Source organism: Rheinheimera aquimaris (assembly GCF_020531985.1).
Taxonomy (GTDB): Bacteria; Pseudomonadota; Gammaproteobacteria; order Enterobacterales; family Alteromonadaceae; genus Alishewanella; species Alishewanella aquimaris.
This window is the reverse complement of record NZ_JAJAVQ010000004.1, coordinates 227,767-252,929: the sequence shown is the minus strand read 5'-3', so window position 1 is coordinate 252,929 and position 25,163 is coordinate 227,767. Positions and strand designations below refer to the sequence as shown.

Annotated in this window: 28 protein-coding genes; 6 read left to right on the top strand and 22 right to left on the bottom strand. The window is 49.4% G+C overall.

Annotated features, from left to right (window positions below):
* Positions 1 to 146 precede the first annotated feature (146 nt).
* Together mltF and LHL18_RS13705 are read left to right on the top strand one after the other, a co-directional pair.
* The gene (gene mltF, locus LHL18_RS13710; protein WP_226767482.1) at positions 147 to 1,577 is read left to right on the top strand and encodes a membrane-bound lytic murein transglycosylase MltF; all 1,431 of its coding nucleotides are present in this window, start codon (positions 147 to 149) and stop codon (positions 1,575 to 1,577) included.
* A 65-nt stretch (positions 1,578 to 1,642) separates the two neighbouring features.
* The gene (locus LHL18_RS13705) at positions 1,643 to 1,807 is read left to right on the top strand and encodes a hypothetical protein (protein WP_166670463.1); all 165 of its coding nucleotides are present in this window, start codon (positions 1,643 to 1,645) and stop codon (positions 1,805 to 1,807) included.
* Here LHL18_RS13705 and tadA read toward each other — a convergent pair.
* Positions 1,779 to 2,267 carry a tRNA adenosine(34) deaminase TadA gene (gene tadA, locus LHL18_RS13700; protein WP_226767481.1) on the bottom strand — a complete coding sequence of 163 codons (489 nt, stop codon included), beginning with the start codon at positions 2,265 to 2,267 and terminating at the stop codon, positions 1,779 to 1,781. The genes LHL18_RS13705 and tadA overlap by 29 nt on opposite strands.
* Before the next feature lie 195 nt (positions 2,268 to 2,462).
* Between tadA and LHL18_RS13695 the strand changes: the two genes are divergently transcribed.
* The 4 genes from LHL18_RS13695 to LHL18_RS13680 all read left to right on the top strand — a co-directional run bounded on the left by LHL18_RS13695 (position 2,463) and on the right by LHL18_RS13680 (position 3,996).
* Positions 2,463 to 2,693 carry a hypothetical protein gene (locus tag LHL18_RS13695; RefSeq protein ID WP_134057541.1) on the top strand — a complete coding sequence of 77 codons (231 nt, stop codon included), beginning with the start codon at positions 2,463 to 2,465 and terminating at the stop codon, positions 2,691 to 2,693.
* A 3-nt stretch (positions 2,694 to 2,696) separates the two neighbouring features.
* A complete protein-coding gene (locus LHL18_RS13690; RefSeq protein WP_134057543.1) occupies positions 2,697 to 2,912 on the top strand; it encodes a hypothetical protein in 216 nt (71 codons plus the stop codon).
* Positions 2,913 to 2,992: 80 nt separating this feature from the next.
* On the top strand, positions 2,993 to 3,433 hold the full coding sequence (gene zur / locus LHL18_RS13685) for a zinc uptake transcriptional repressor Zur (protein WP_134057545.1): 441 nt from the start codon (positions 2,993 to 2,995) through the stop codon (positions 3,431 to 3,433).
* A gap of 98 nt (positions 3,434 to 3,531) precedes the next feature.
* Positions 3,532 to 3,996, top strand: a complete 465-nt coding sequence (locus LHL18_RS13680; protein WP_134057547.1) for a chemotaxis protein CheX — start codon at positions 3,532 to 3,534, stop codon at positions 3,994 to 3,996.
* Between the two features lie 14 nt (positions 3,997 to 4,010).
* Here the strand turns inward: LHL18_RS13680 and LHL18_RS13675 are convergent, their stop codons facing one another.
* The 21 genes from LHL18_RS13675 to tsaE form a co-directional block, all read right to left on the bottom strand.
* The gene (locus LHL18_RS13675) at positions 4,011 to 4,523 is read right to left on the bottom strand and encodes a hypothetical protein (RefSeq protein WP_226767480.1); all 513 of its coding nucleotides are present in this window, start codon (positions 4,521 to 4,523) and stop codon (positions 4,011 to 4,013) included.
* Positions 4,524 to 4,597: 74 nt separating this feature from the next.
* Entirely contained in the window at positions 4,598 to 5,677 is a 1,080-nt protein-coding gene (gene alr / locus LHL18_RS13670) for an alanine racemase (protein ID WP_226767479.1), read from the bottom strand.
* Positions 5,677 to 7,059, bottom strand: a complete 1,383-nt coding sequence (gene dnaB / locus LHL18_RS13665; protein ID WP_134057553.1) for a replicative DNA helicase — start codon at positions 7,057 to 7,059, stop codon at positions 5,677 to 5,679. The genes alr and dnaB overlap by 1 nt, the downstream gene beginning before the upstream one ends.
* Before the next feature lie 177 nt (positions 7,060 to 7,236).
* A complete protein-coding gene (gene rplI / locus LHL18_RS13660) occupies positions 7,237 to 7,689 on the bottom strand; it encodes a 50S ribosomal protein L9 (RefSeq protein ID WP_226767478.1) in 453 nt (150 codons plus the stop codon).
* 19 nt (positions 7,690 to 7,708) lie between these two features.
* Complete coding sequence (gene rpsR / locus LHL18_RS13655) at positions 7,709 to 7,936, bottom strand: 30S ribosomal protein S18 (RefSeq protein WP_008218940.1); 228 nt, start codon at positions 7,934 to 7,936, stop codon at positions 7,709 to 7,711.
* A gap of 11 nt (positions 7,937 to 7,947) precedes the next feature.
* Entirely contained in the window at positions 7,948 to 8,253 is a 306-nt protein-coding gene (priB, locus tag LHL18_RS13650; protein ID WP_134057557.1) for a primosomal replication protein N, read from the bottom strand.
* Positions 8,254 to 8,263: 10 nt separating this feature from the next.
* Positions 8,264 to 8,641 (bottom strand): 30S ribosomal protein S6, encoded by a 378-nt coding sequence (rpsF, locus tag LHL18_RS13645; RefSeq protein ID WP_134057559.1) that lies wholly within the window; start codon positions 8,639 to 8,641, stop codon positions 8,264 to 8,266.
* Between the two features lie 133 nt (positions 8,642 to 8,774).
* A complete protein-coding gene (gene rlmB, locus LHL18_RS13640) occupies positions 8,775 to 9,506 on the bottom strand; it encodes a 23S rRNA (guanosine(2251)-2'-O)-methyltransferase RlmB (protein WP_226767477.1) in 732 nt (243 codons plus the stop codon).
* A 249-nt stretch (positions 9,507 to 9,755) separates the two neighbouring features.
* Complete coding sequence (gene rnr, locus LHL18_RS13635; RefSeq protein ID WP_226767476.1) at positions 9,756 to 12,122, bottom strand: ribonuclease R; 2,367 nt, start codon at positions 12,120 to 12,122, stop codon at positions 9,756 to 9,758.
* Positions 12,123 to 12,188: 66 nt separating this feature from the next.
* Positions 12,189 to 12,809, bottom strand: coding sequence for a tetratricopeptide repeat protein (locus LHL18_RS13630; protein ID WP_226767475.1), 621 nt, complete (start codon positions 12,807 to 12,809; stop codon positions 12,189 to 12,191).
* Between the two features lie 68 nt (positions 12,810 to 12,877).
* Positions 12,878 to 14,212, bottom strand: a complete 1,335-nt coding sequence (locus LHL18_RS13625) for a S41 family peptidase (protein WP_226767474.1) — start codon at positions 14,210 to 14,212, stop codon at positions 12,878 to 12,880.
* 97 nt (positions 14,213 to 14,309) lie between these two features.
* Positions 14,310 to 15,605, bottom strand: coding sequence for an adenylosuccinate synthase (locus LHL18_RS13620; RefSeq protein ID WP_226767473.1), 1,296 nt, complete (start codon positions 15,603 to 15,605; stop codon positions 14,310 to 14,312).
* Between the two features lie 130 nt (positions 15,606 to 15,735).
* Complete coding sequence (locus LHL18_RS13615) at positions 15,736 to 16,899, bottom strand: aminotransferase class V-fold PLP-dependent enzyme (protein WP_226767472.1); 1,164 nt, start codon at positions 16,897 to 16,899, stop codon at positions 15,736 to 15,738.
* A gap of 65 nt (positions 16,900 to 16,964) precedes the next feature.
* On the bottom strand, positions 16,965 to 17,846 hold the full coding sequence (gene hflC, locus LHL18_RS13610; protein WP_134057574.1) for a protease modulator HflC: 882 nt from the start codon (positions 17,844 to 17,846) through the stop codon (positions 16,965 to 16,967).
* A gap of 3 nt (positions 17,847 to 17,849) precedes the next feature.
* A complete protein-coding gene (hflK, locus tag LHL18_RS13605) occupies positions 17,850 to 18,998 on the bottom strand; it encodes an FtsH protease activity modulator HflK (RefSeq protein ID WP_226767471.1) in 1,149 nt (382 codons plus the stop codon).
* Positions 18,999 to 19,038: 40 nt separating this feature from the next.
* A complete protein-coding gene (gene hflX / locus LHL18_RS13600) occupies positions 19,039 to 20,334 on the bottom strand; it encodes a ribosome rescue GTPase HflX (RefSeq protein ID WP_226767470.1) in 1,296 nt (431 codons plus the stop codon).
* 17 nt (positions 20,335 to 20,351) lie between these two features.
* On the bottom strand, positions 20,352 to 20,609 hold the full coding sequence (gene hfq / locus LHL18_RS13595) for an RNA chaperone Hfq (protein ID WP_134057579.1): 258 nt from the start codon (positions 20,607 to 20,609) through the stop codon (positions 20,352 to 20,354).
* 90 nt (positions 20,610 to 20,699) lie between these two features.
* Complete coding sequence (gene miaA, locus LHL18_RS13590) at positions 20,700 to 21,629, bottom strand: tRNA (adenosine(37)-N6)-dimethylallyltransferase MiaA (protein ID WP_226767469.1); 930 nt, start codon at positions 21,627 to 21,629, stop codon at positions 20,700 to 20,702.
* Complete coding sequence (mutL, locus tag LHL18_RS13585; RefSeq protein ID WP_226767468.1) at positions 21,626 to 23,335, bottom strand: DNA mismatch repair endonuclease MutL; 1,710 nt, start codon at positions 23,333 to 23,335, stop codon at positions 21,626 to 21,628. The genes miaA and mutL overlap by 4 nt, the downstream gene beginning before the upstream one ends.
* A gap of 2 nt (positions 23,336 to 23,337) precedes the next feature.
* Entirely contained in the window at positions 23,338 to 24,648 is a 1,311-nt protein-coding gene (locus tag LHL18_RS13580; protein WP_226767467.1) for an N-acetylmuramoyl-L-alanine amidase, read from the bottom strand.
* A complete protein-coding gene (gene tsaE / locus LHL18_RS13575) occupies positions 24,635 to 25,105 on the bottom strand; it encodes a tRNA (adenosine(37)-N6)-threonylcarbamoyltransferase complex ATPase subunit type 1 TsaE (RefSeq protein WP_226767466.1) in 471 nt (156 codons plus the stop codon). The genes LHL18_RS13580 and tsaE overlap by 14 nt, the downstream gene beginning before the upstream one ends.
* Between the last annotated feature and the right edge of the window lie 58 nt (positions 25,106 to 25,163).

Below are 25,163 nucleotides of genomic sequence, written 5' to 3'. Positions count from 1 at the left end.
TTTTCCCGTGGGTTGAACAACGATGGAACCTGAAACAGGCGCGCTATTATAAAGAAATTTCTGCCTAAGTGGTATGAGTAAACACTGACGTCGAAGCAGAAGTTTGCTATAACAGCCGGGAATAAGGTGGTAAAGAGTGAAAATGCATGCGTAGAAGTGGCTACTGGCTACTGGTATTGATTTGGCTTACCGGCTGTAGTCCAGAACCACAGCAGAGCCAGCTTTTCAGTATATATCAAAGAGATACTTTAAAAGTTGGCGTACTGCACGGCCCCACCAGTTACTATGTTGGCGTAGACGGCCCTACCGGTTTCGAGCTGGAGTTGAGCCAGGCCTTAGCAGATAAGCTGGGTGTCAAACTCGAGTTGTATCCGAGTTATCATCTGGACGAACTGTTGCAAAAACTCGAAACCGGCCAGGTTGATTATATCGCCGGCGGTTTAACACTGACCGAAATCCGTAAAGGTAAATACCGCGCTTCACCGGCGTATCGCTGGATCAATGAAGTACTGGTGTTTAAACAGGGTAATGCCTGGCCACGCTCGGTGGATGATCTGACAGACACCATAGTGGTAGTAAAAGACAGTAGTCACGCTGAAACACTGCAGCAACTGGAACAGGATCATCCAACGCTGAAATGGCAACAAGACCCGACGCTGGACGCCGAAGAGATCCTGCAACAAGTGGTCGACGGCAATATTGCTTACACTGTTACTGACTCGAATCAACTGGCCCTGAACCGGCGCTTTTACCCTAACCTGAGTATCGCTTTTACCGTACGGGACAATCTGCCTGTCAGCTGGTTATTGGCAGATAATCAGGACGATTCACTGTATGCCGTTTTAATTGAGTTTTTTGGGGCCATGTATCAGGGCGGAGAGCTTATCGCCCTGGAAGATCGTTATTTTGGCCATGTACAGCAATTCGATTACGTTGATACGCTTTCTTATATCGAAGCTATCGAGCAGACGCTGCCGGCATTGAAACCTTGGTTCGAACAATACGCCGGCGAGCTGGACTGGCGCTTACTGGCCGCACTCAGTTACCAGGAATCACACTGGGATGCAAAAGCAAAAAGCCCGACAGGCGTACGTGGTTTAATGATGCTGACCTTACCCACAGCACAGCAAATGGGCGTCACCAGCCGCTTAGATGCGCAGCAGAGCATCCGCGGTGGCAGTCGCTATCTGCACCGGCTGGTGACACGGATACCGGAGCGCATTCCTATGCCTGACCGGCTGTGGTTTGCATTAGCCTCTTACAATGTGGGTTGGGGCCATGTTGAAGACGCGCGCATTCTGACCCAACGAGATGGCGCAGATCCGGATAAATGGCTGGATGTAAAACAGCGCCTGCCGTTATTGCGGCAGAAAAATGTTTATCAGACCACTAAGTACGGTTATGCCCGTGGCGATGAAGCGGTAACCTATGTTGATAACATACGCCGCTACTATGATACCCTTCTGTGGGTCGATGAGCGCCAGCAGGCAGAGCAACGTCTGGAAGAGCAGAAGCAGCGACTGACTGAGCAAAGCAGTACAGAAATCTTGCCACAGCCTCCCGCCGGCCAGGATTAACACACTGTTGATCCCAAAGCCTGTCGCCCTCATAGTAGCGATTAAGGCAAGATGAAGGAGCTACTATGCTAAAACGGAAAAAACCTCAGGTAAAAGCCAGGCGTCGTCGGGTGTTAGATGTCGCAGCCAGCAGACGGCGGATAAAACGCAACATAGCCGTCACAAAACTGCACCAACGTCGTCGTCATTACCTTGGCTTTTTTAATCAGCCTGAGGCCGAGTGCGCTTAAGCGCTTTATGCTCGGCTCTGCGCCGCTGAAAAAAGCCTGATAGCTGTGCTGCACATTGCTGCGCTAATACACCTGGAACAATTTCTACCTGATGATTAAAGCAGTGATGCTGCAACAAATTTAGTACTGAACCGGCCGCACCGGTTTTCAAATCACTGGCACCGAACACGACTTTTTTAATTCTGCTGTGCACCATCACGCCAGCACACATGCTGCACGGCTCCAACGTCACATATAAGGTGCAATCAGGTAAGCGGTAATTTCCAACCAAAGCAGACGCAGCACGTATTGCCTGCATCTCGGCATGGGCTGACGGGTCGTTCAGGCTGATCATCTGGTTCCAGCCTTCAGATAACATAACGCCATCTTTAACCAGCACCGCCCCAACCGGCACTTCACCTTGCTCTTCCGCTTTGGCAGCGAGCTTGATCGCGTACTGCATCCAGTATTCATCAGTCATATTGCTTTACAATTATTCGCTATACCCGACACCGAGTTTACCACTATATTCTGGTTAAATTGGCTAAACTTTTGTTTATTTGCCCGAAAAGCAAACCAGCCTAACAGCATAAGCATTTGATTATAAACAGTTAATATGATTGGCATCTGATTTGCTAAGATTGCCAGACTAACAAACTAAAGAAGGAGCGTCTTTATGGATATCGGTATTGTCATCATAGTGGTAGTTGCCATACTCGGCGGTGTTGCTTACGATGCGATGAAAATGCGATATAAGTATCAACAACTGGCATCCGGCAAAGGGATCGATAAACTCGAGCAGGAAATCGCAGATTTGAAACAGCGTACCGCCGCACTGGAGGCCATTGTTACTGATAAATCTTATCAGCTGAAAGATCAAATTAACCAGTTATCAAGGAGCAGCTAAAAAATGGGTGTGTTTGACATGATTGTTATTGTTGTGGTGTGTTCAATGGCGTTTGCCGCTTTTGACTCCTACAACAAGCACAAAAACAAAGCTGGCAACAGTAAGGAAATGGATGAACTGAAAGCTGAGCATGAGAAACTAAAACAACGTATCGCTACGTTGGAAAGTATTGTTACTGACAAGTCCTATCAGCTAAAAGATCAGATCAACCGTCTGTAGCCATTGCAGTTTATTCCTGACAGCGTGGCAGTTAATGCCTGATATGGTACACTGCCGTCAACTGCTGACAGGAGCAAATTATGTCGACGGAAACACTGGTCAACCGGGCCCGTACAATATGCGAACAAAATGGTGCCCGCTTTACGTCCATCCGGGAAAAAGTCTTTCGCCTGCTTGCCAACCTCAACGGTGGTATCGGCGCTTACGAGCTGTTAGAACAGCTAAAGCAGACTGAACCCGGAGCCAAACCTGCCACCGTTTACCGTGCTCTGGAGTTTCTGACAGAACAAGGCTTTATTCACAAAATTGAATCAACGAATGCTTTTTTACTCTGTCATCATTTTGGCCAGCATCATCCGGCACAATTATTGATATGTGATCAGTGTGGCAATGTCACTGAATTGCACTCAGATTTGCTGCATGAGGAATTTAACCGCCAGGCAGTTGCACAGGGCTTTGTTATCAAGCACCAGACGATAGAAGCCCACGGCTTATGCAAAACCTGCAAGGCAAAACAATAAAACTTTTCCATATCAAGGATCTGGCTTGTTAATTTACAAAAAGGTTTCTAATCTTAAACAAGCTGTAGCCCTGATACCGTATTCTGATAGGCGTTGACATGAATGTAGAATTTATAAACCCGTTTTTATCGTCTCTGGTCAATGTGTTAAGTACGATGGCCAACACCACCATCACACCGGGACAGCCCCGGATAAAAAAAGATGAAGTGGCACGTGGTGATGTATCCGGCTTAATCGGTATGGTCAGCCCACAAACCAAAGGTTCTTTTTCTATCACCTTTGAAGAATCGTTAGCGGTAGAAATTATGTTTCGCATGTTGGGCGAACGGCCAAAAGGCATTACACCTGATGTCACAGATATGGTTGGCGAAATCACTAACATGGTGACAGGTGGTGCCAAGCGTATTCTGGGCGAAAAAGGTTACGACTTCACTATGGCAACACCTGTTGTGGTATCGGGTAAAGGCCACACCATTTCACATAAATCAGAAGGTGCAAAAATTCTGATGCCTTTCGACTCCGACTTTGGCAAAGTACATATCGAAGTCAGCTTCGATAAGTAACTACCCGACGCCGACTATAAGAAGATAGTCGGCTGCTGTTTTACAAACGCGGCATTGCGGTATTGCGCTATCACGTCTTTTACAGCCTGTTCAGAACGCTCTTTACGCTCCCGGTTTCGATTCGCCTGTTCTATCAAGCCTTCGAGTGCTTTGTTCAGCTGTGTTAGCTTATCATCAAGCGCCGATAGCTTATTATCACGCTCTGCGCTGGCAGGTTGCTTTGCCAACGCGTCTTTCTCTGCCTCAGTCTCTTCTATCTTCTGCTGAATTTCATCGTATTTCTGTTTATCAAGCCCAATACGGTTTGCCAGCATTTGCTCCATCAACTGATCCAGAAAGGCTTGCTGTTGCTCAGTCTCCGGCTCGGCAGGAGCCCTCGTCTTGCCGACTTTAGCATCAGGAGTGACAGCACTTGCCGATTTTGCGGCAATATCTTGCCGGCTGGCAAACGCATCGGTGCCATTTTCAGGCTTGAGCAACTGATACTGTAACTGAAAGTGGTTAACTGATAAGCCTGACACTGTCATCACCCGTTCCTGCAAAATATGATGTCATAGATGGTAATCACTCACAGCAGAAAATGTGCCAGGCTGGAAGGTTATTATTCGACGTAGCTAAACTGCACGCGGCTGGTAATATTACACAGTAATTCATAGGGAATAGTATCTACCCGCTGCGCAAGCTGTTCTACCGGTAACTGTGGCCCCCACAGAATAACGTTGTCACCAACTGCAACGCTCTGCTTGCCGATATCAACAGTAATCATATCCATAGATACACGCCCCACAACCGGCAAGCGCTGACCATTAATAACGACGTCGGCATTGTTACTGGCTGCACGCGGGTAGCCATCACCATACCCTATCGCGACAACGGCTAGCCGGGTGTCGTGCGCAGCTATCCAACTGCCGCCATAGCCTACTGCCTCACCGGCTTTAACATGCCGCACCGCGATAACACTGCTGCTTAAGGTCATTACCGGTTGCAAGCCCTGAGTATTGCCGCTGCCATCAGCCATTGGCGATACACCATATAACATCAGGCCAGGCCGCACCCAATCAGCGTGGCTTTGCGGCCAGTTTAAAATGGCAGCAGAATTAGCAAGCGACACCTCACCTTCTGTGTCTGCAATGGTCTGCCGGAACAGCTGCAATTGCCGGAGCGTAACCGGGTTTGCCAACTCATCCGAGCAGGCAAAATGACTCATCAAACGGATTGGCGTTTGCACATTGGCACTTTGACTTAAGCACTGATGCAACTCATTAAATTCATCCGGGTAAATACCAAGCCGGTGCATACCGGAATCAACTTTCAACCAAACCCGTACCGGCGCATCCAACCTGGCAGCTACCAGTGCTGTGGCTTGCTCGCGGTGATGTATTACCAGCTGTAAATTAGACGCTACCACCTGCTGCAGCTCATCCGGGTGGAAAAAGCCTTCCAGCAGCACAATGGGTTTGGTAATACCACCAGCACGTAGCGCCAGAGCCTCATCAATGCGGGCCACACCCAGCGCATCGGAGTGCTTCAATGCCTGGGCCACGGCAAGCATCCCATGGCCATAGGCGTTGGCTTTTAACACTGCCAATACCTTGCTGGCAGGAGCCAATTGTTTTACCCGGGAAAAATTATGATTAAGGGCGTTAAGATTAATAATGGCCTGTGGCCGGCGGCTTTGCATTAATCTTCCTCGAAACGGGCGCTACCAGCATAGTTATCAAAGCGTGAATAACGGCCATGGAATGTCAGCCGCACGCGGCCAATCGGGCCGTTACGCTGCTTACCAATAATGACCTCGGCGGTGCCTTTATCCGGGCTGTCGTCGTTATATACCTCGTCACGGTAGATAAACATGATTAAGTCGGCATCCTGCTCGATAGAACCGGATTCACGTAAGTCTGAGTTTACCGGGCGTTTATCGGCCCGCTGTTCAAGTGAACGATTAAGCTGAGACAGCGCCACTACCGGTACTTTAAGCTCTTTTGCCAACGCCTTTAACGAACGCGAGATTTCCGCAATTTCCAATGTACGGTTTTCACTTAAGCCCGGTACTGTCATTAACTGCAAATAATCGACCATGATCATACTCAGGCCACCGTGCTCACGTGCTACCCGGCGCGCCCGCGAGCGTACCTCTGTCGGTGTCAGGCCCGAACCATCGTCGATATACATTTTGCCTTTGGTATTTAACAGCTCAATTGCTGACGACAAACGCGCCCAGTCCTCGTCTTCAAGCTGACCGGTACGCACCTTGGTTTGGTCAATACGGCCTAAAGACGCCAGCATACGCATCATAATTTGTTCTGACGGCATCTCTAAGCTGAAAATCAGCACCGGCTTATCACTGGTGATAGCAGCATGTTCGCACAGGTTCATCGCAAAGGTGGTTTTACCCATCGACGGGCGGGCAGCAACGATAATCAGATCCGATGGCTGCATGCCGTTGGTCATCTTATCCAGGTCGACGTAACCGGTAGAGACACCGGTGACACCATCATGCGGCGAGCGGAACAGCTCGTCGATTTTTTCAATGGTTTTAGCCAGGATCGCATTGATAGGTTCCGGGCCTTCGTTGGCATTAGCACGCTGCTCGGCAATTTTAAATACCTTGGTTTCGGCAAAGTCGAGCAGCTCAGCCGACGTGCGGCCCTGAGTATCGTAGCCGGCATCAGCAATGTCGTGCGCGACTGAAATCATATCGCGTACCACGGCGCGCTCACGCACGATATCAGCATAGGCCAGAATATTTGCTGCGCTGGGCGTGTTTTTGGCAATTTCGCCCAAATAGGCGAAGCCGCCTACATCGTCTAACTGTTGGTTGGCCTCTAAATCTTCAGAAACCGTAATAATGTCTATCGGGTGGCTGGATTCTGCCAGACGTGACATGGCGGCAAAAATAAAGCGGTGTGCTCTGAGATAGAAATCCTGCTCGACCACCTTCTCTGCAACACGGTCCCAGGCATCGTTGTCCAGCATTAAGCCGCCAAGCACTGACTGCTCAGCATCTATTGAATGGGGCGGCATTTTAACCGCAGCAACCTGCTTATCTTTTGTACTGCTCATAGCACCTGTATCAGTTAGCGAAAACAGCATAATGCTAACCTGCCACAGGCAGATAACAAAGCAAAGTAACAGAAATTTTTAACGGCTAGGCATCTGTGCCGGTGTGATGGCTATATCAGAGGATAAAACGGAGATGATTGGAAAAGCGCACTGCAACTGCAGTGCGCTTTCAAGCAATTAAGCTTCTGCGATTACCACAACTTTAACAGTTGCGATAACTTCAGCGTGTAACTGCAGGTCGATGTCGAACTCGCCAGTTTCACGTAAAGTACCGTTTGGTAACTTCACTTCTGCTTTAGACACTTTAACGCCCGCTTCAGTGATAGCATCCGCGATATCGCGAGTACCAACTGAACCGAACAGTTTGCCTTCATCACCAGCTTTAGAAGCGATTGTCACTTCACCCAGCGCAGCAACTTTTGCAGCACGGTCGTTAGCGGCGGCTAAGTCAGCAGCTAATTTAGCTTCTAATTCAGCACGACGAGTTTCGAACTTCTCGATGTTAGCCTTAGTAGCTGGAACTGCTTTACCCTGCGGGAATAAGAAGTTACGAGCATAGCCAGACTTAACAGTTACATTGTCACCTAAACCACCCAGGTTAGCGACTTTGTCTAACAGAATAATTTGCATTACTTATACCCCTTCTGTATTAGCTGTGTGAGTCGCTGTACGGTAACAGAGCCAGGTAGCGTGCGCGCTTGATAGCACGGGCTAATTGACGCTGATACTTAGCGCTGGTACCAGTAATACGGCTAGGTACGATCTTGCCGCTTTCTGTAACGTAGTTTTTCAGAACAGCGGTATCTTTGTAATCAATCTCTACAGTGCCTTCTGCAGAAAAACGGCAGAATTTACGGCGACGGAAAAAACGTGACATTTGCCTGTCTCCTAACTTATTTGTTCAATGTGTTGTGCGTGCAGTACCAGCTTTGCCTGTCCACTGCGGCTTTGGTGCCGGTTTAAAAAACCGCTTACCTTAACCATGTTGCCCAACGTTAACGCTTTAGTATGTTGTGTCAGTTCAGTCCCGGTGAGTACCACCTGTATCCTGACATAAGCCTGGCGGTTGAGGCCGGCTTCCATCTGGTGACTGCGATGTTCCAGTGCCAGAACTGTATGCGGTATACCCGCCGGACTTTCGCTATGCTCTGGCGCACGACAGATGGTGCCTACCAGTACGGTGCAATTGTCCATTAACGACAACTTACTCTTCGTTTGATACTTGCTCTTCAGTTTCGCGAGGAGCACGCTCACGACGTTCTTCACGTACCTTAGCCATTGGTGATGGCTCAACTACGGCACTGTCAGTGCGCATAATCAGGTTACGTAAAACAGCATCGTTGTAGCGGAAGTTAGTTTCCAGCTCATCAATCACAGTTTGTGGCGCTTCTACGTTCATCAGAACATAGTGAGCTTTATGCAACTTCTGGATCGGGTAAGCCAGTTGACGACGGCCCCAATCTTCCAGACGGTGAATAGAACCACCCGCTTCTTTGATCGCGCCAGTGTAACGCTCGATCATGCCTGGTACCTGCTCACTCTGATCAGGGTGAACCATAAAAACGATTTCGTAATGACGCATTGTAGCTCCTTACGGTTAGTAAGCCTCGGGGGAACTCGGCCGGGGTTCTCATGGAGGCAAGGAACGTTAAGTGTATGGCCGAAGGTCGCGTATTCTACGGATTTAGCGGGTAAATAACAAGCAGATATTTGGATTAACTACGCTGACGCACCGCTTCAAATAAGCAGATCCCTGCAGCAACCGATACGTTCAGGCTGGATACAGTGCCAAACATTGGAATTTTCACCAGGCTATCGCAGGTTTCACGCGTTAAGCGGCGCAGGCCTTCGCCTTCAGCGCCTAACACTATCGCTAACGGGCCTTTTAAATCAGCATCGTAGACTAAGGTGTCAGTTTCACCTGCGGTGCCGACAATCCAAACACCTGCATCCTGCAGTTCACGCATGGTTCTGGCCAGATTGGTAATCGTAATAAAGGGCACGCTCTCGGCAGCGCCACAAGCCACTTTTCGTACCACTGATGTCAGTTTCACTGAACGGTCTTTTGGCGCGACAACGGCATGCACACCGGCCGCGTCAGCACTACGTAAAATCGCACCTAAGTTATGCGGGTCAGTTACACCATCGAGGATTAAAATAAAGGGCTTTGCCTGTTGCTCAACAATAGCGGCCAAGTCGGCTTCGTTGCCTGAGCTTTGTAAACGGGCTTTGGCAACGACCCCCTGATGCTGGCCACTGACCATATCATCCAGGGTTTTACGGTTACAGAACTGCACCGACACGCCATTTTGGCGGGCTAACTGAATGATCGGTTGCATACGCTTATCGTCGCGATCTTTCATCACAAACAATTCCAGCACATCTTGCGGCGCACGCTGCAAAAACGCCTCTACCGCGTGAATACCAAATACCAGATCTGCGTTCATTGTTAGCCCTTGTTTCGCCAGTCAGAAAAATTGGCCGGCAGTTTACCTTAGTTTTAGTGATTCGCGAATCGGAATACTCTTAGCTGACCGTTGAAGGCATGGATGCTGACAAATTCGCCTGGAGCGAATTTGAACAGCATCGCTGGTCCGCAGGATAAACTTCATGGATGAAGTTTATAATCGAGCCTATAGGGACATATTCACGGCGTGTCGGCGTGAGTATTCCGTTTCGCTAGCGGCCTACAACAATTACTTGACCTTACGCCGTGGCTTTTTCCGCGCGGTAATATTACGGGCGCCTTTTGGCTTGGCATCTTTGCTCGCCGGCGCTTTAGCACCACGGCTACTATTGCCCTTGCCCGCACTGGCTTTACCAGACTTTGACGCTTTGCCACTGGCCGCCAGTTTCGATGCTTTAATATCCGCTTTATTGACAAAGCGCTTCGGCTCACCGACCAACACTAAATCAATTTTGCGCGCCTCAAGGTTTACCGCAGCCACTTTCACTTTGAGTAAATCCCCCATGCGATAGCTGACTTTGCTGTGCTCGCCGGTTAATACATGGCGGTCAGCATCAAAGTGATAGTAATCGTTTTGCAGTGACGTAACATGCACCAGGCCTTCGATATACAGCTCGGTTAAGCGCACAAACAAGCCGAAGTTAGTGACAGTTGACACCACACCTTCAAACTCATCGCCCAAATGATCCTGCATATACTCGCATTTAAGCCAGTCAGCCACTTCACGTGTGGCATCATCAGCCCGGCGCTCAGTCATTGAGCACTGTTCGCCCAGCGGGGTAATTTCCGCCTCACTATAAGCCCGGGCACCAACCACTTTTTGCCCTTGTTTTGCCAGTATGGCTTTAATACCGCGGTGCAGCACTAGATCCGGATAGCGACGAATTGGCGAGGTAAAGTGGGCATAAGCCTCTAAGGCCAGACCAAAGTGGCCCTGATTATCGCCCTGATATACAGCTTGCTTCATTGAACGCAGCATAGTGGTTTCAATCAGTTCACGATCCGGCCGCTCGCCAATACGATTTAACAGCTCGGTCAGCTCCAGTGGAGTAGGCTCGTTTGGTAAGTCGGCTTCAATGCCCAGTTCGCCTAAAAAGCGGCGGAAGTTATCGAAGCGATCACCGTCCGGGCGCTCGTGCACACGGAATAACGTATGGGCTTCGTGTTTTTCAATAAAACGTGCTGCCGCGACGTTGGCCATGATCATACATTCTTCAATGATCTTATGTGACTCAACCCGGTGTACCGGCACAATTTGTTCAATCTTACGGTGACTGTTAAAAATAAAACGGGTTTCAACTGTTTCAAACTCAATAGCGCCGCGCTGGCCACGCACTTTAGCGAGCTTTTTGTACAGTGCGTACAGCGTTTCAATATTCGTCAGGTTGGCCTCATATTGCTGACGCAGCTCAGGGTCGCCCTGCAGAATCTTGTGTACCTTGTTATAGGTTAAACGCGCACTGGAGTGCATTACCGCTTCGTAAAACTGGTAGCTTTCCAGCTTGCCTGCGGCACTGATATGCATATCCGCAACCATACACAATCGGTCAACATGTGGATTGAGTGAACACAGACCATTAGATAACGCTTCTGGTAGCATAGGTACCACATGATCCGGGAAATATACAGAGTTGCCGCGCTCAAGCGCACTTTTATCCAGCGGCGTATCTGGCTGCACATAGCTGCTGACATCCGCTATCGCTACCCATAACCGCCAGCCGCCATTGTCTTTCGCTTCAGCGTACACTGCATCGTCAAAGTCGCGCGCGTCTTCGCCATCAATGGTAATTAAACCCAATTGCGTTAAATCAACCCGACCTTGTTTGGCCTCTTTTGGCACATCGGCGCCGTATTTAGCCACTTGTTTTAGCACAGCATCAGAAAATTCATGCGGGATCTGATGGTTACGGATAGCAATTTCGATTTCCATCCCAGGCGCCATATGTTCACCCAGCACTTCTGTCACCTTACCGACCGCATTTACCCGTTTTGAAGGTCGCTGCGTAATTTCAGCCAGCACCACCTGGCCATGCCGGGCAGCGCCTTGCTCGCCGTCAGGAATAACAATATCCTGTGAAATGCGCGGATCTTCCGGCACCACCACGCCCAGTGCGAAATCTTTATAATAGCGCCCTACTACCGGCTCTGTACGTGGCTCGAGCACCCTTACTACCCGTGCTTCAATTTTATCTTTAGCGGAAATGCTTTGTGCCGTGGCCAGCACCACATCGCCAGGCAGCAAGCGTTGCATTTCAAAATTGGGGATAAACCAGTCCGGCCCGCCTTGCTCCAGTTTTAAAAAGCCATAGCCTTCACGATGCCCCAGTACCGTGCCTTTAACCAGATCCATATTATCGACCAGGCCATAGCGGCGGTTTTTGGTGTAAATCAGCTGGCCGTCGCGCTCCATAGCCCGTAGCCGCTTTTTCAGCGCAAAAATGGCGTCATCATCTTTAAGCCCCAGCTCTTCAACCAGTTCATCAAAATAAGCGGGGCTTTGGCGTTTTTCGATATGCTCGAGAATAAATTCCCGGCTGGGGATAGGGTTGTCGTATTTTTCCTGCTCACGCGCAAGATGCGGATCATTTACCGTCATTAAGTTATCTTTTGCTTCCTAAATTGTGTTAAGTGTAACAGCTAAACCTGCTAATGAGTATGAACTTCATTTTACCGGCCGTTTCGCACTGGCAACTACCCGTGCTGGCATTTTCTTCGCCAGGGCTGAAAGTACCTGCTGAATTTGCTTATGTTTAGCACTATCAGCTGTTACTGCATTATGCAGCCAGCGATAGGTCTGCTCAAAATCTACCGGGCTACCGTTGCCATCAGCCAGGATCTGCCCCAACCGTAACTGGGCGTTTAAATTACCCAGCGCCGAGGCTTCCCGCAGATATACAATGGCTTTATCAATATCGGGCTGCACAAAACGGCCGATATGATAGTAACGCCCTACTTGTTCTAACCCTTCCGGCAACCCTTGCCCGGCAGCTTGCAACATTAAATCCCAGCCGCGTTCAACATTACGCGGTACGCAGACCGCATACGCCAGCATATCACCGTATAAAAACTGGTAAGCGGGCAGCTGCATAATATCGGCCCTCGCTTCAATGTCATTGACCAACTGGCAATCATCGGCTTTAACCCGCTTTAAATGACTGTTAGTGCGGATAAGAGCCAGCAGTTCGTCCTGCGAATACAGCTGCACTGCTTCAAGCTCCTGAGCCACAGCCGGAACTGTTAGTACTAACATCGCTAACGCTAAGTAAACACCTTTGATCATCATCTACGCCTGAAAATTGTCAGTTGTACCTTATCGGCTACCTTAATCAGATATTAAGCAAGTTTTGCGCCTTAATGCTCATCATTAACGCGCCAGGGCGCTAATACAGGCATTTGAGCAGGCAACGAGCGTAATGAGGCTGCCGAGATTTCAGAAGTCGCGACATTGCTACAATTGCCAGTGCGAATGTATTGCAACGCTTCAGCATACAGCGGATCACCCGCTATCCCCCAGTCACCATTGATTTGTTCCGGCACCTGGCACTCTGGCACCAAACCATCAAAGTAATCTCCCTGATCCAGGGCGTTCACTGTCTGAAAATTAATTGCAAACAGCACATAATTGCCTATTTGATCAGGCTGCTGACCAACCGGTTTACCACAGGTCGTGCCACCAATTTGTACGACATCAATAAAGGGGGACAACGCATTAATGACCAGCTCACTGGATGAGCAGCTACTGGCTGTTGTCAGAATAAACACCCTGTCCAGATTTAAACTGGTACTGCCGGCACCGAGCGAAAAGAGTGTAGTGTTATTTTTAGCAGTGTTTTTATCATTGTAACGGTATTTAACGAATACCTGCCCTTGCACATTACGCTGTGCTATTTGTGTACTCAGCTGATTAGCAACACGGATTAAACCGCCGCCGTTATAGCGTAAATCCAGCACCAGCTCTTCAACTTCCTGTATAGCAAAATAAGCAAAAGCTTGTTGCAGCTCCGACTCAGACAGCTCAATAAAGCTGTTAAATACCAGGTAGCCAATCCGCTTGTCGTCTTGCTCTATTACAGAGCGGTGCAATACCGTATTGGTCGTGACATCACTTTTTATAAAGTCGGCACTAAGCTGGCTGCCATCAGGTTTCAGCCAGACAAAGTTCCTTATTACACCGCTCTCGTTCGGGCCGTATATATCTTCACTATTGATAGTGCCGGCATCAAGCTGGCTTAGCCACTGTGAAACGCTGACACCTTCAATTTCAGTAATTTTATCGCCACGGCGCAAACCATTCTGCGCTGCAGAGCCATCATCATAAACAAAAGCGATTTGCAGGGCGCTGTTGTTATCAGCACGCACACTGGAAAAACCAAACCCGAAAAAAGTGGCATTGATAAAGCGGTCCTGATACTCCTGTGCTGTTAAAACGAAACTGTATCGGTCTTGCGGCGCGGCCACAGCCTGCAGTAAAGCAGAGGGTGAAGCGTAATTATCAGGGTTAATCGAAGTCGGTAAATCCCGGTACCAAAGATAGTCCTGTTGTAAGGCACAAAACACCTGAGCATTAATATCATTACGCTGGCAAATATTAACCGGCGCCGCCGTATTTCCTCCGCTGTTGCTGTTACCCCCGCCACCACAGGCGCACAGCAGACACGCGGTAAGTAACAAGATTATTGCACGCATAATATGTAGCCCCGTGAAATTCTATGCTTATCAGCATAAGCAAAAACGCTGCCGGATGGCAGCGTTTTTATACGGGGTGAACTCTCGTTCAGATGTTTCAGCCAAATGGGTGGCGTAAAACAATCGTCTGAACCCGGTCTGGTCCGGTCGACACGATATCAATAGGCACGCCAGTTAGTTGCTCCAGCCTGGTGATGTAGTTACGAGCCGCCTGAGGCAACTGCTCCAGCTTTTGTACACCAAAAGTGCTCTCTGTCCAGCCCGGCATTTCTTCCAGCACCGGCGTAACCAGCTCGTAGCCTTCTGCAGCCAGCGGCGGAACATCAGTAACGTTACCGGCAGCATCTTTATAGCCAGTACAAATTTTCACGGTGTCCAGGCCGTCCAGTACATCCAGCTTGGTTAAACAGAAACCAGAAATACTGTTAAGCTGAACCGCGCGCTTGACCGCTACTGCATCAAACCAGCCACAGCGACGTTTACGACCTGTAGTTGCACCGAACTCATGGCCTTTTACACCTAAATGCTCGCCTACTTCACAACCCAGCTCTGTAGGGAACGGGCCAGAACCGACACGCGTCGTATAGGCTTTGACAATACCCAGCACGTAATCGAGGTAACGCGGGCCAAAACCGGCACCGGTGGCCACACCACCCGCCGTAGTGTTAGACGACGTTACGTAAGGGTAAGTACCGTGATCGATATCCAACAGTGTACCCTGTGCGCCTTCAAACATGATTTCCTGGCCAGCCTTGCGGGCGAGATCCAGTAAATCCGTTACATCAACAACCAGCGGTTTTAAAATTTCAGCGATAGCCAGAGCATTATCCAGCGTGGTCTGATAATCGACAGCCGGAACTTTATAGTACTGCGTCAAAGTGAAATTATGCAGATCCATCACTGTTTTCAGTTTTTCTGCGAACAGTTCAGGATTAAATAAATCCCCCACACGTAAACCGCGACGGGCAACCTTATCTTCGTACGCAGGACCAATGCCTCGCCCGGTTGTGCCGATAGGTTTGTCACCACGTGCCAGCTCACGCGCCTTATCCAGCTCTACGTGAAAAGGCAGGATCAACGGGCAGGCTTCACTTAACAGCAAACGCTCTTTTACCGGTACGCCGCGCTGCTCAAGCATACTCATTTCTTTTAAGAATGCTTCCGGGGACAACACTACGCCATTACCAATTACGCACTTCACATTGGCGCGTAAAATACCTGACGGAATTAAGTGTAATACGGTTTTCTCACCGTCGATAACCAACGTATGGCCCGCGTTGTGGCCGCCCTGATAGCGCACCACATAGCTTGCTTTATCTGTTAATAAATCGACAATTTTACCTTTACCTTCGTCACCCCATTGGGTGCCGAGCACTACGACGTTTTTGGCCATGGTTCCTACATCATGGAAAAAATTAGGCGGGGATTCTACCAAATTGGCAACTAAGTTTCAGCCGTCCGGACGAAAAAAAGCCGCTTTTTTTCAGCGGCTAAATTATTAGTTTTTATTCAATCAGTTAGATTTAACACTGCTTCAGACAACTTAAATCGTACTGTTCACTGTTGTGGTACAGCGCAAAACCAAAACGTAATCTGTCACCCCGGTAGTCGGTTTCAATGCCGTTTCGTTTAAGCATCGCGGCAAGTTCCGCGACCTCGGCCGGGTTGCCACAGCGAAATGTCAGAAAATGACCATGGTTATCCAGATCGTTTGTCAAAAGACTGCTGGTATGAAGTTTGGTATGCTTAACCTCAGCCAGCTTCGCCAGAAATACCCGTTGCAACTGCTGCACATATTGATGAATGCGACCCACACTGATCCCCTGCTGCTTAAATAACCGTAGTACGGCATTTAGCCGGTACAGTGCAGAAAAATCCATCGTCGCACCTGCAAAACGGTAACCGTCATCACTGTATAGCACGGTAGCAGATTTCTCAGCAGCCAGGGTGCCAAACTCAGCAAACCAGCCGGTGTATAAGGGCCGGTCAGTACTGCTTAGTGGTACCGCCATAAAACAGCAACCTTCTCCGCCCTGAGCATATTTATAACTGCCTGCAAGATAAAATATCCGCTCAGCAATCGATGATAAATCTGTCGGCAGCGCCATAAATGCATGATAACCATCAATTGCTATCATGGCATCGGTACATGCTGCCAGCTTCTGCACAAAGCCGGTTAAATCAGTTAGCGCCACACCTGAATTAAAAAATACCTGACTACAGAAGATAAAATGAGGCGAACGGGCTTCAGCGGCAGCAATAAATCGCTGCTCAAAAGTGGCATAAGGCTCGGTAGGGATCGCTTCTATTGTTATGTTGTCGTACTCAGCTAAGCGTTTAACCTGACGGCTGAAACTGTAAAATTCGCTGTCTGTCGTCAAAATATGCAGCGGCTGGCGTAAATCAAAGCAGCTTAACAGACGCATCACCAGCTCGTGGGTGTTAGGTGCAAACACTATCTGCTCGGGTTGTGGCAGCTGCAAAATATCTGCAATGAGTTGCTGGGTTTGTGGCACCTTCTCAGCAAAGATGTACTGCCACTTATCATCGACCAGCCGGGCTGTATCATCCCAGTATTCCAGCATGGCGTCCCGGGTAACATCAGGCCAGTAATGGTGAGAATGGCAGGCAAAGTGTTGCTTGCCTGCATTAGCTTGCAGAAAACGCTGATAAAACTGTTGGTACATGGCTCCCCCCAATACCGTTACCGATAAAAAAGGCCCTGACGGGCCTTTTCATATTAGTTGCTGATTTAGTTCTGCACTTTATCTGACTTCATGTATTTAAAGAAGTCATTGTCAGGCTGCACCACCAACACATCGTCTTTGCTGTTAAAGCTTTTACGATAAGCTTCCATACTGCGTATAAACGAGAAAAACTCGGCATTTTTGTTGTAGGCGTCTGCATAAACATTGGCCGCTATCGCATCACCGTCACCACGTACCGTGCGCGAGTTACGCTCTGCATCAGCTAACATTACCGTCACGCGCGCATCGACATCCGCGCGGATAATCTCCGCTTCTTCCATACCTTTTGAGCGGTGCTCACGGGCTACTGCATGACGCTCAGCTTCCATACGGGCGAATATTGAGCTGCTCACTTCCTGCGGCAGGTTGATTTGCTTAACACGCACATCAACGACAGCAATACCCAGCTCTTTCGACGCTTCGCCCGCCTGCTGTAGCGCACTTTGCATCAGTTGTGTACGTTCACCCGAGACAATTTCAGGAATAGTTCGGGCACCAAACTCAGTGCGCAAACCGTTATTAATATATTGTTTAAGCAGCACTTCCGCCTGAGCAGTATTACCACCGGTGGCCAGAAAGTAGGCGCCAAAGTCGCTGATACGCCACTTAACATAACTGTCGACCAGCAAGTCTTTCTTTTCTGCCGTGACAAAACGGTCCTGTGCATCGTCCAGTGTCTGTACCCGGGCATCAAGCTTACGCACTGTTTCAATCATTGGCAGTTTAAAATGCAAACCCGGCTCGTACACCACTACGTTTTGCTGTGCATCACGCTGGATTTTACCGAACTGGATAACAATGGCGCGTTGCCCTTCCGGCACCACGAACAGCGCCGACAAAAAGATAAACGCAATAACCACAATCAGCGCTATAGTGAAATTTTTCATCGGTTACCCCCTGCCACTACGAGTTGAGTTGCGACCGCTATCACTGCGGCTCTGACTGTTGCTGTCAGTGCTGCTACGTGCCGGCAAAACTGGCGTAGCGTTAGACGGCGTAGTAGAAGAGCTATTTGGGTTAAGCATCTTATCAAGAGGTAAATACATAATATTATTGCCGTTTTTAACATCAACCAGCACTTTTGACGTATTGCTGTAAACCTGTTCCATCGTTTCCAGATACAAGCGATCACGTGTTACTTTCGGTGCAGCCAGATACTCTGGTAACAGCTTCTCAAAGCGGGCAACTTCACCCTGTGCTTTTAACACAATTTGCTGTTTGTAAGCTTCGGCTTCCTGCATCACACGGTTCACCTGACCACGGGCACGTGGTTCTATTTCACGGGCATAAGCTTGAGCTTCCTGAATAAAGCGTTCCTGATCTTCCTGTGCTTTGATAGCGTCATCAAAAGCATCGCGCACTTCTTCCGGCGGACGCGCATCCCGGAAGTTTACATCAACCAGAACGATACCCATGTTGTATGGCTCGATAATGCCCTCAAGCTCCTGACGGGTATTCTGCCGCACCACTTCACGGCCACGGGTCAGGACGTCATCCATGATAGAGTGCCCGATAACATAACGCAGCGCCGCATCGGTTGCCTGATGTAAGCTGTTGTCAGCATCTACAACAGAGAATTTGTACTGCCGTGCGTTGAACACCCGGTACTGGATCTCAAATGTTACCCGTACCAGATTCTGATCCTGCGTCAGCATAAAGCCGTCACTACGTAACGTCCGTACGCTGGTAACGTCTACCGGCAACACTGAATCAATAAAAGTAGGTTTCCAGTGAATACCCGGACCAACTTCGGTGTGGTACTCACCAAAACGTAGCACCACGCCGCGCTCGGATTCTTTAATCGTGTAAAAGCCACTGAACGCCCAAACCAATGCAGCAACAATCAGGATCAGCACAAACGCAGCTGATGCTCCGCCACTACTACCACCACCAGATGACTTACCACCGCCAAAAATGCCACCGAACTTTTTGCCAAAGTTACGAAACACTTCATCTAAATCAGGTGGGCCCTGATCACGACCGCCCTGCTTCCAGGGGTCGTTATTTTTTCCGTTATTGCCGGGCTCATTCCAAGCCATGCTGTACTCCGTTCTAAGTTGCAAAATAAAGGTTAATGTATCAAATAACCGGCGTGCTGACGATATAGTTTTCCAGTTTACCCTGCGACTGCTTTACGGCCCTTGACCATGCAGCCTCACTCAGCCTTAATCTCAGGGCACAATTACCCTCATCGTCAAACTGTTCCGTGACGATGCAGTGCTGCTGATGAAAATGCGCCCGCCAGGAAGACAGCGACGGTGGTAGCGTTAACGCCACATCAATATACCGCTCAGACAACAATGCTGTGATGGCTTGCTGCAGCAAATCAAGTCCGGATCCAGATATCGCCGAGACATATACGGCAGATGGCAGTCCTGCTTCGTTATACTCTATACGCGCAGGCTGCTGAAGCAGGTCAATTTTATTAAATACCAGCAACTGCGGCAGCTGGTCAGCATCAATTTCCGCCAAAACCTGTGCAACCTGTTGCATATTGTGGTCTTTGCGCGGGTCTGCAACATCAACGACATGCAGTTGCAAATCAGCATCGCGGGTTTCCTGCAGAGTGGATTTAAATGCAGCAACAAGATCATGCGGCAAATGCCGGATAAACCCAACAGTGTCGGCCAGAATAATGTCACCAACACCTTTTAACTTTAATTGCCGCAAAGTAGGGTCAAGCGTTGCAAATAGCTGGTCAGCCGCATATACACCGGCATTGGTAAGGCGATTGAATAAAGTTGATTTACCGGCGTTGGTGTAACCCACTACAGATACCACCGGCACTTCTGCGCGCTGGCGTGCACGACGACCTTGCTGGCGCTGAGTTTCCAGTTTTGCCAGTTTTGTCTGTAAAGCTTTTACACGCTCTCGCAGCAGACGGCGGTCGGTTTCCAGCTGGGTTTCGCCCGGGCCGCGTAAACCGATCCCCCCTTTTTGTCGGTCAAGACTATCCCAGCCTCTTACAAGACGCGAAGCAAGATGCTGCAGCTGAGCTAGCTCTACCTGCAGCTTTCCTTCATACGTCCTGGCGCGCTGGGCAAAAATGTCGAGGATCAGACTGGTACGGTCAATAACTCGGGCCAGACATAAACGCTCAAGGTTACGTGTTTGTGCCGGGCTAAGCGCATGGTTGAAAATCACCACCGTCGCCTCTGTCTGGCTTACCAGATCTGCAATTTCCTGAGCTTTGCCGGAACCGACAAAAAACTTAGGATCGGGTGCACTACGACTGGCTGTCAGTACCTGAACTGTTTCAACACCAGCTGACGATACCAGCAACTTGAGCTCGCTCAAATCCTCGCTGGTATGCTGCTGCGAAAAGTTGACATGGACAAGGATCGCTTGTTCCGGAATTACGCTAGTATCAGACAAGCGAAAGACCCCTGTTATTATTCCGTGTCGTCTTCGTCACCCTGACCATTACTGTGACTAACCATAGTATTGACGGCACGGGCCGGTACTACAGTTGAGATGGCATGTTTATAGACCATCTGACTCACGGTATTTTTCAGCAGAATGACAAATTGATCGAAAGACTCGATCTGCCCCTGAAGTTTAATTCCATTCACCAAATAAATTGATACCGGGATACGTTCCCGTCTCAAGGTGTTTAAAAATGGATCTTGTAAAGATTGGCCCTTTGCCATGTGCCGCTTTCCTTTTTTAATTAGTCCGACTTATATAGGTATTATTTTTTTTATTTCAAGTTGTTAAAACGTATTTTTTATCCAGCTTGTTTAGCTTAGCGAAGATAAAACCGCTTGCAAGTTTTCCGCCATGGGCGCGTCACTTTTCAACCAGTTAAGCTGTGGCCAACCCCGTAACCAGGTCAGTTGTCGCTTGGCTAATTGCCGGGTAGCCGCTATGCCCTTTTCTGTCATTTCAGTGTAGCTGCATTCACCATCCAGATATTGCCACATCTGACGGTAACCAACGCAACGTACAGACGGTAAATCCGGGTGCAAATCGCTACGCTGCTTCATCAGTCTGACTTCCTGCTCAAAACCAGCAGCGAGCATTTGTTCAAACCGCAGTGCAATGCGCTGATGCAACACTGAGCGCTCCTGAGGCGCAATAGCGAATTGGTGCACAGGAAACGCAAAAGGTTCCCCTTTTTCTGCAGTAAGCTCCGTTAAACTTCGGCCGGTCACTTTGTATACTTCCAGTGCACGTCCTATCCGCTGCGGGTCGTTCGGATGTATCCGCTTTGCCGAGACCGGGTCTACTTTGCTGAGCAAGTCATGCAACGCTGACCACCCCACTGACGCCGCTTCCTGCTCCAATTGCGCCCTTACCTCAGGATCAGCCTCTGGTAGCGGCGAAATCCCCTCGAGTAAGGTCTTAAAATACAGCATAGTTCCGCCAACCAGAATCGGAATGTTACCACGATGTTGAATTTCAGCAATCAATCTGAGCGCATCAGCCCTGAAATCTGCCGCAGAATAGCTTTGCGCCGGGTCACGGATATCAATTAAATGATGCGGTGCAACCGCCAGTTCTTCAGCTGTGGGTTTAGCAGTACCAATATCCATGCCGCGATAGATCAGTGCACTGTCTACGCTGATAAGCTCAGATGGCAACCGCTGATATAGCTCTGTTGCCAGAGCCGTTTTTCCCGACGCCGTAGGCCCCATCAAAAAAATAACCTGCTCTGTAGCCGGTTTCATGATTTCGGCTCCGTCAGTGTATTTAGCGTCGCTTCCAGCTGCAAAGGTGCGCTTACCCACCACTCTGGCGCCGACAACAGTTGTGGTGCAGATTCTAACATTACGCCAGCTGATACCCTATTAGCATTAAGTAGCATAGCCAATAAATGGCGGCAAAGATCTTCCACGGGCTGAATGCACAGCTGCTGTAACCACTCCCCAAGCCACTGACTGACCACCGTATTACGTAACCAGAGCGGTACCGCCCGCACAATAAGTAGCTGATCAGTCAGTAACATATCAAAGCCTAAACGGTTAAATTGCTCAGCTCTATCTGTTAACAAACGGCATTGCTGCGCATTTAATGTTATCCGTTGCGGCAGCAGCAATGTCTGAGAGGGCTGGCGCTGAGCAGCAAAATAGGCGCCAAGTGTTGGCAGCAAATCAATGACGACTATATCGTCGCCGCTCTGTTGCAAAAGATAACGGTTCTTTGTAATCAGCAGCGGGCTCTGTGTATTCGCCGGCATCGAGCTGGTGACCTGCGTGGTTGCGGCTAAACTCTGGCTGCTTTGCCAGTATGATAACTCTTGTTTTACAGCAGTATCTGACGGGCGTCTGTCGGCAGTATAAGTACTGCGGCTATTACCAGATACAACATGCCGATATGGCTGAGCGGGGGGCTCCTGAACCGTTAAACCCGGTTGCGAAACAGCGCGGCTTGCAGGCGTAAGCTGTGTGAGAGCATCGGTTAATGCCGATACCACAAAATCATGGATCAGCCGGGCCTGATGAAAACGTACTTCATGCTTCGCCGGATGCACGTTTACATCCACCTGACGCGGCTCCAGCTCCAGGTAAAGCACAAAGGCCGGTTGCTGATCCGGCGCCAGCGTATCGCCATATGCCTGACGGATAGCATGATTAAGCAATTTATCCCGCATCATCCGGCCGTTAACGTAACTATACTGGCAGTGCAGCTGAGCTGAGCACGCCTGCGGATGTACCAGCCAGCCCCATATTTTTACGTCACCGTACTGGTTTTCAATAAAAGCCGCATGATCAGCAAATACCCGGCCGCATAACGCAGCAACCCTTTTCTGCCGCTGATCTTGTGTCAGTGCAGCTTTGAGCCGTCGCACTTGCTGACCATTATGGCTTAATAACCAACTAACATCGTAACGGCTCAGCGCCAGTCGCTTGACCAACTCATCAATGTGACCAAATTCGGTCTTGTCGGTGCGCAGGAACTTTCGCCTGGCTGGCGTGTTAAAAAATAAATCCAGCACTTCAATGCTTGTGCCATCTGGATGAGCAGCGGGGCGCACTTCAACCTGCATATCCCGGCCTTCAGCACTGGCTTGCCAGGCCGCACTCTGCCCGGCCGTTTTCGACGTCAATGTCAGGCGCGATACCGAACTGATACTGGCCAGCGCTTCGCCACGAAAGCCCAGGCTGCATATCGCTTCCAGATCATTCAGATCGGTAATTTTACTGGTAGCGTGCCGGCTTAATGCCAGTACCAGCTCTTGCTCGGCGATGCCGCTGCCGTTATCACGTACACGGATAAGCTTGCTACCACCTTTTTCAATCTCTATTTCAATATGATCTGCGCCAGCGTCCAGGCTATTCTCCACCAGTTCCTTCACCACTGACGCCGGGCGTTCAACAACCTCGCCTGCCGCAATCTGGTTAGCCAGCTGCGGTGGCAGTATCCGGATCGGCATAATTATGGGATCCGTAGTGTCTGGCCGACACGAATACTATCTGAGGTGAGTTGGTTTACTGAACGTAAATCGTCTACAGATACGTTGTAGCGCTGTGCCAGCAAAGATAACGATTCGCCGGCGCTGACACGATGCTCACGTGAACGGTGCTGAGCAAATAACGAATCTGCAGGCGGCGACTTCTCGAAATGCCGCTTTAGCGCACTGAATAATGATTGTGCCACCTTGGCCTGATGGCCGCCGGATTTAAGTAGCTTTTCTTCTTGAGGGTTAGAAATGAAGCCTACTTCAACCAGAATCGAGGGGATGTCTGGCGCTTTAAGTACCCCAAGACTGGCAGCCTGCGGTTCCTTTTTATGCAAATAAGCAATTTTGTCCAGCTCTTGCAACACCTCATTGGCAACCTGATAAGCGGTCACCATGGAATGGTTCATCGACAAATCTAATACGGTTTGAGCCAGATAGCGCTCATTGGCCGAGTCTTTAATAATTTCGGCCACGCCGCCAAGCAGCTCTGAATGGCGTTCTGTTTGTTCCAGCATCCGACCGACTTCTGTCGTTGCACGGCGTAGCGACAACACCCATACCGACGCACCACGCGGTTGCGGTGACGTAAAAGCATCAGCATGAATAGAAACCAGCAAGTCAGCCTGCTGGCCTCTGGCAATTTCGGTACGTTTATTAACATGGATATAGTAATCGTTGGTACGCACCATCATGGCTTTCATGCCTGGCTGGGCATCTATTAATCTGGCCAGTTGTTTTGCGATAGGCAGTGTTATATTTTTCTCGTAAAAGCCACTTGGACCAATAGAGCCAGGGTCTTCTCCGCCGTGCCCGGCGTCAATCGCCACAACAATGTCACGTGCCGCCCGGATAGCCACTGGTGGCGCAGGTTGCGTCGGGTTATTGTCGGGTAAATCGACAACCAGACGATGACCGTAAGGCGGGGTCGGCGGTAACGCAAAAACATTGGCGTTAGCCGCCCGGGTTAAATCCAGCACGATGCGCATTTTATTACCGTCGCCGCTGCTACGGATGCTTTTAATCAATGCCGACTCACCGGACACCTGCGGTAAACTGCTCCCGCCTTTCGTGTTACTCAGGTCAATGACCAGACGATCTGGTTTATCCAGCGTAAAGCTTTTATGTTCTGGCGCCGTCGCCATATCAAACACAACGCGGGTATTGTCAGGAGATGGCCACACCCTTACACCCTGCACCTGATTCACCGCAGCGGCAGAAAAACTGCCAATGGTCAGCAACAGTAGCAAGTAGCCTCTGACTTTTATGTAATAATTATTCTGCATCATCCGTTAAGGCTTTTATTATGTTGGCACCAGCATCAGTATTAGCGCTTACTGAGACATGCCTGTGCTCTGCTTCAAAAACTAAGTGTATGTCGAGATCCGGCACAGGTAAATAACCCTGCCCTTGCTCTGGCCATTCAATCAGACATAACGTATCGGTGCGGAAATAGTCACGGATCCCCATGAACTCCAATTCCTCGGCATCGCGCAGTCGGTACAGATCAAAATGAAACACCGTCATAGCAGCCAGTTGGTATGGCTCAACCAGCGTATAGGTCGGGCTTTTTACTGTGCCTTTATACCCCAACGCCTGTAGCAGCCCCCGACTGAATGTGGTCTTTCCGGCGCCTAAACCGCCGTGCAAAAACAGCGTCATACCAGGCTGAATATGCCGGGCTACCTGCTCAGCCAGCAATAAGGTTGCCGATTCGTCCTGTAATACTCGTTGAAATTGTGTCACCGGCCACCACTCTTATGTTGCTGCTGTATAGACAGCACTATGTTAACAAATTAATCAA

Excerpts from the sequence above, each read along its gene's own strand:
- mltF (WP_226767482.1), top strand. The coding sequence starts at position 147 with ATGCGTAGAAGTGGCTACTGGCTACTGGTATTGATTTGGCTTACCGGC.
- LHL18_RS13705 (WP_166670463.1), top strand. The coding sequence starts at position 1,643 with ATGCTAAAACGGAAAAAACCTCAGGTAAAAGCCAGGCGTCGTCGGGTG.
- tadA (WP_226767481.1), bottom strand. The coding sequence starts at position 2,267 with ATGACTGATGAATACTGGATGCAGTACGCGATCAAGCTCGCTGCCAAA.
- LHL18_RS13695 (WP_134057541.1), top strand. The coding sequence starts at position 2,463 with ATGGATATCGGTATTGTCATCATAGTGGTAGTTGCCATACTCGGCGGT.
- LHL18_RS13690 (WP_134057543.1), top strand. The coding sequence starts at position 2,697 with ATGGGTGTGTTTGACATGATTGTTATTGTTGTGGTGTGTTCAATGGCG.
- zur (WP_134057545.1), top strand. The coding sequence starts at position 2,993 with ATGTCGACGGAAACACTGGTCAACCGGGCCCGTACAATATGCGAACAA.
- LHL18_RS13680 (WP_134057547.1), top strand. The coding sequence starts at position 3,532 with ATGAATGTAGAATTTATAAACCCGTTTTTATCGTCTCTGGTCAATGTG.
- LHL18_RS13675 (WP_226767480.1), bottom strand. The coding sequence starts at position 4,523 with ATGACAGTGTCAGGCTTATCAGTTAACCACTTTCAGTTACAGTATCAG.
- alr (WP_226767479.1), bottom strand. The coding sequence starts at position 5,677 with ATGCAAAGCCGCCGGCCACAGGCCATTATTAATCTTAACGCCCTTAAT.
- dnaB (WP_134057553.1), bottom strand. The coding sequence starts at position 7,059 with ATGAGCAGTACAAAAGATAAGCAGGTTGCTGCGGTTAAAATGCCGCCC.
- rplI (WP_226767478.1), bottom strand. The coding sequence starts at position 7,689 with ATGCAAATTATTCTGTTAGACAAAGTCGCTAACCTGGGTGGTTTAGGT.
- rpsR (WP_008218940.1), bottom strand. The coding sequence starts at position 7,936 with ATGTCACGTTTTTTCCGTCGCCGTAAATTCTGCCGTTTTTCTGCAGAA.
- priB (WP_134057557.1), bottom strand. The coding sequence starts at position 8,253 with ATGGACAATTGCACCGTACTGGTAGGCACCATCTGTCGTGCGCCAGAG.
- rpsF (WP_134057559.1), bottom strand. The coding sequence starts at position 8,641 with ATGCGTCATTACGAAATCGTTTTTATGGTTCACCCTGATCAGAGTGAG.
- rlmB (WP_226767477.1), bottom strand. The coding sequence starts at position 9,506 with ATGAACGCAGATCTGGTATTTGGTATTCACGCGGTAGAGGCGTTTTTG.
- rnr (WP_226767476.1), bottom strand. The coding sequence starts at position 12,122 with ATGACGGTAAATGATCCGCATCTTGCGCGTGAGCAGGAAAAATACGAC.
- LHL18_RS13630 (WP_226767475.1), bottom strand. The coding sequence starts at position 12,809 with ATGATGATCAAAGGTGTTTACTTAGCGTTAGCGATGTTAGTACTAACA.
- LHL18_RS13625 (WP_226767474.1), bottom strand. The coding sequence starts at position 14,212 with ATGCGTGCAATAATCTTGTTACTTACCGCGTGTCTGCTGTGCGCCTGT.
- LHL18_RS13620 (WP_226767473.1), bottom strand. The coding sequence starts at position 15,605 with ATGGCCAAAAACGTCGTAGTGCTCGGCACCCAATGGGGTGACGAAGGT.
- LHL18_RS13615 (WP_226767472.1), bottom strand. The coding sequence starts at position 16,899 with ATGTACCAACAGTTTTATCAGCGTTTTCTGCAAGCTAATGCAGGCAAG.
- hflC (WP_134057574.1), bottom strand. The coding sequence starts at position 17,846 with ATGAAAAATTTCACTATAGCGCTGATTGTGGTTATTGCGTTTATCTTT.
- hflK (WP_226767471.1), bottom strand. The coding sequence starts at position 18,998 with ATGGCTTGGAATGAGCCCGGCAATAACGGAAAAAATAACGACCCCTGG.
- hfq (WP_134057579.1), bottom strand. The coding sequence starts at position 20,609 with ATGGCAAAGGGCCAATCTTTACAAGATCCATTTTTAAACACCTTGAGA.
- miaA (WP_226767469.1), bottom strand. The coding sequence starts at position 21,629 with ATGAAACCGGCTACAGAGCAGGTTATTTTTTTGATGGGGCCTACGGCG.
- mutL (WP_226767468.1), bottom strand. The coding sequence starts at position 23,335 with ATGCCGATCCGGATACTGCCACCGCAGCTGGCTAACCAGATTGCGGCA.
- LHL18_RS13580 (WP_226767467.1), bottom strand. The coding sequence starts at position 24,648 with ATGATGCAGAATAATTATTACATAAAAGTCAGAGGCTACTTGCTACTG.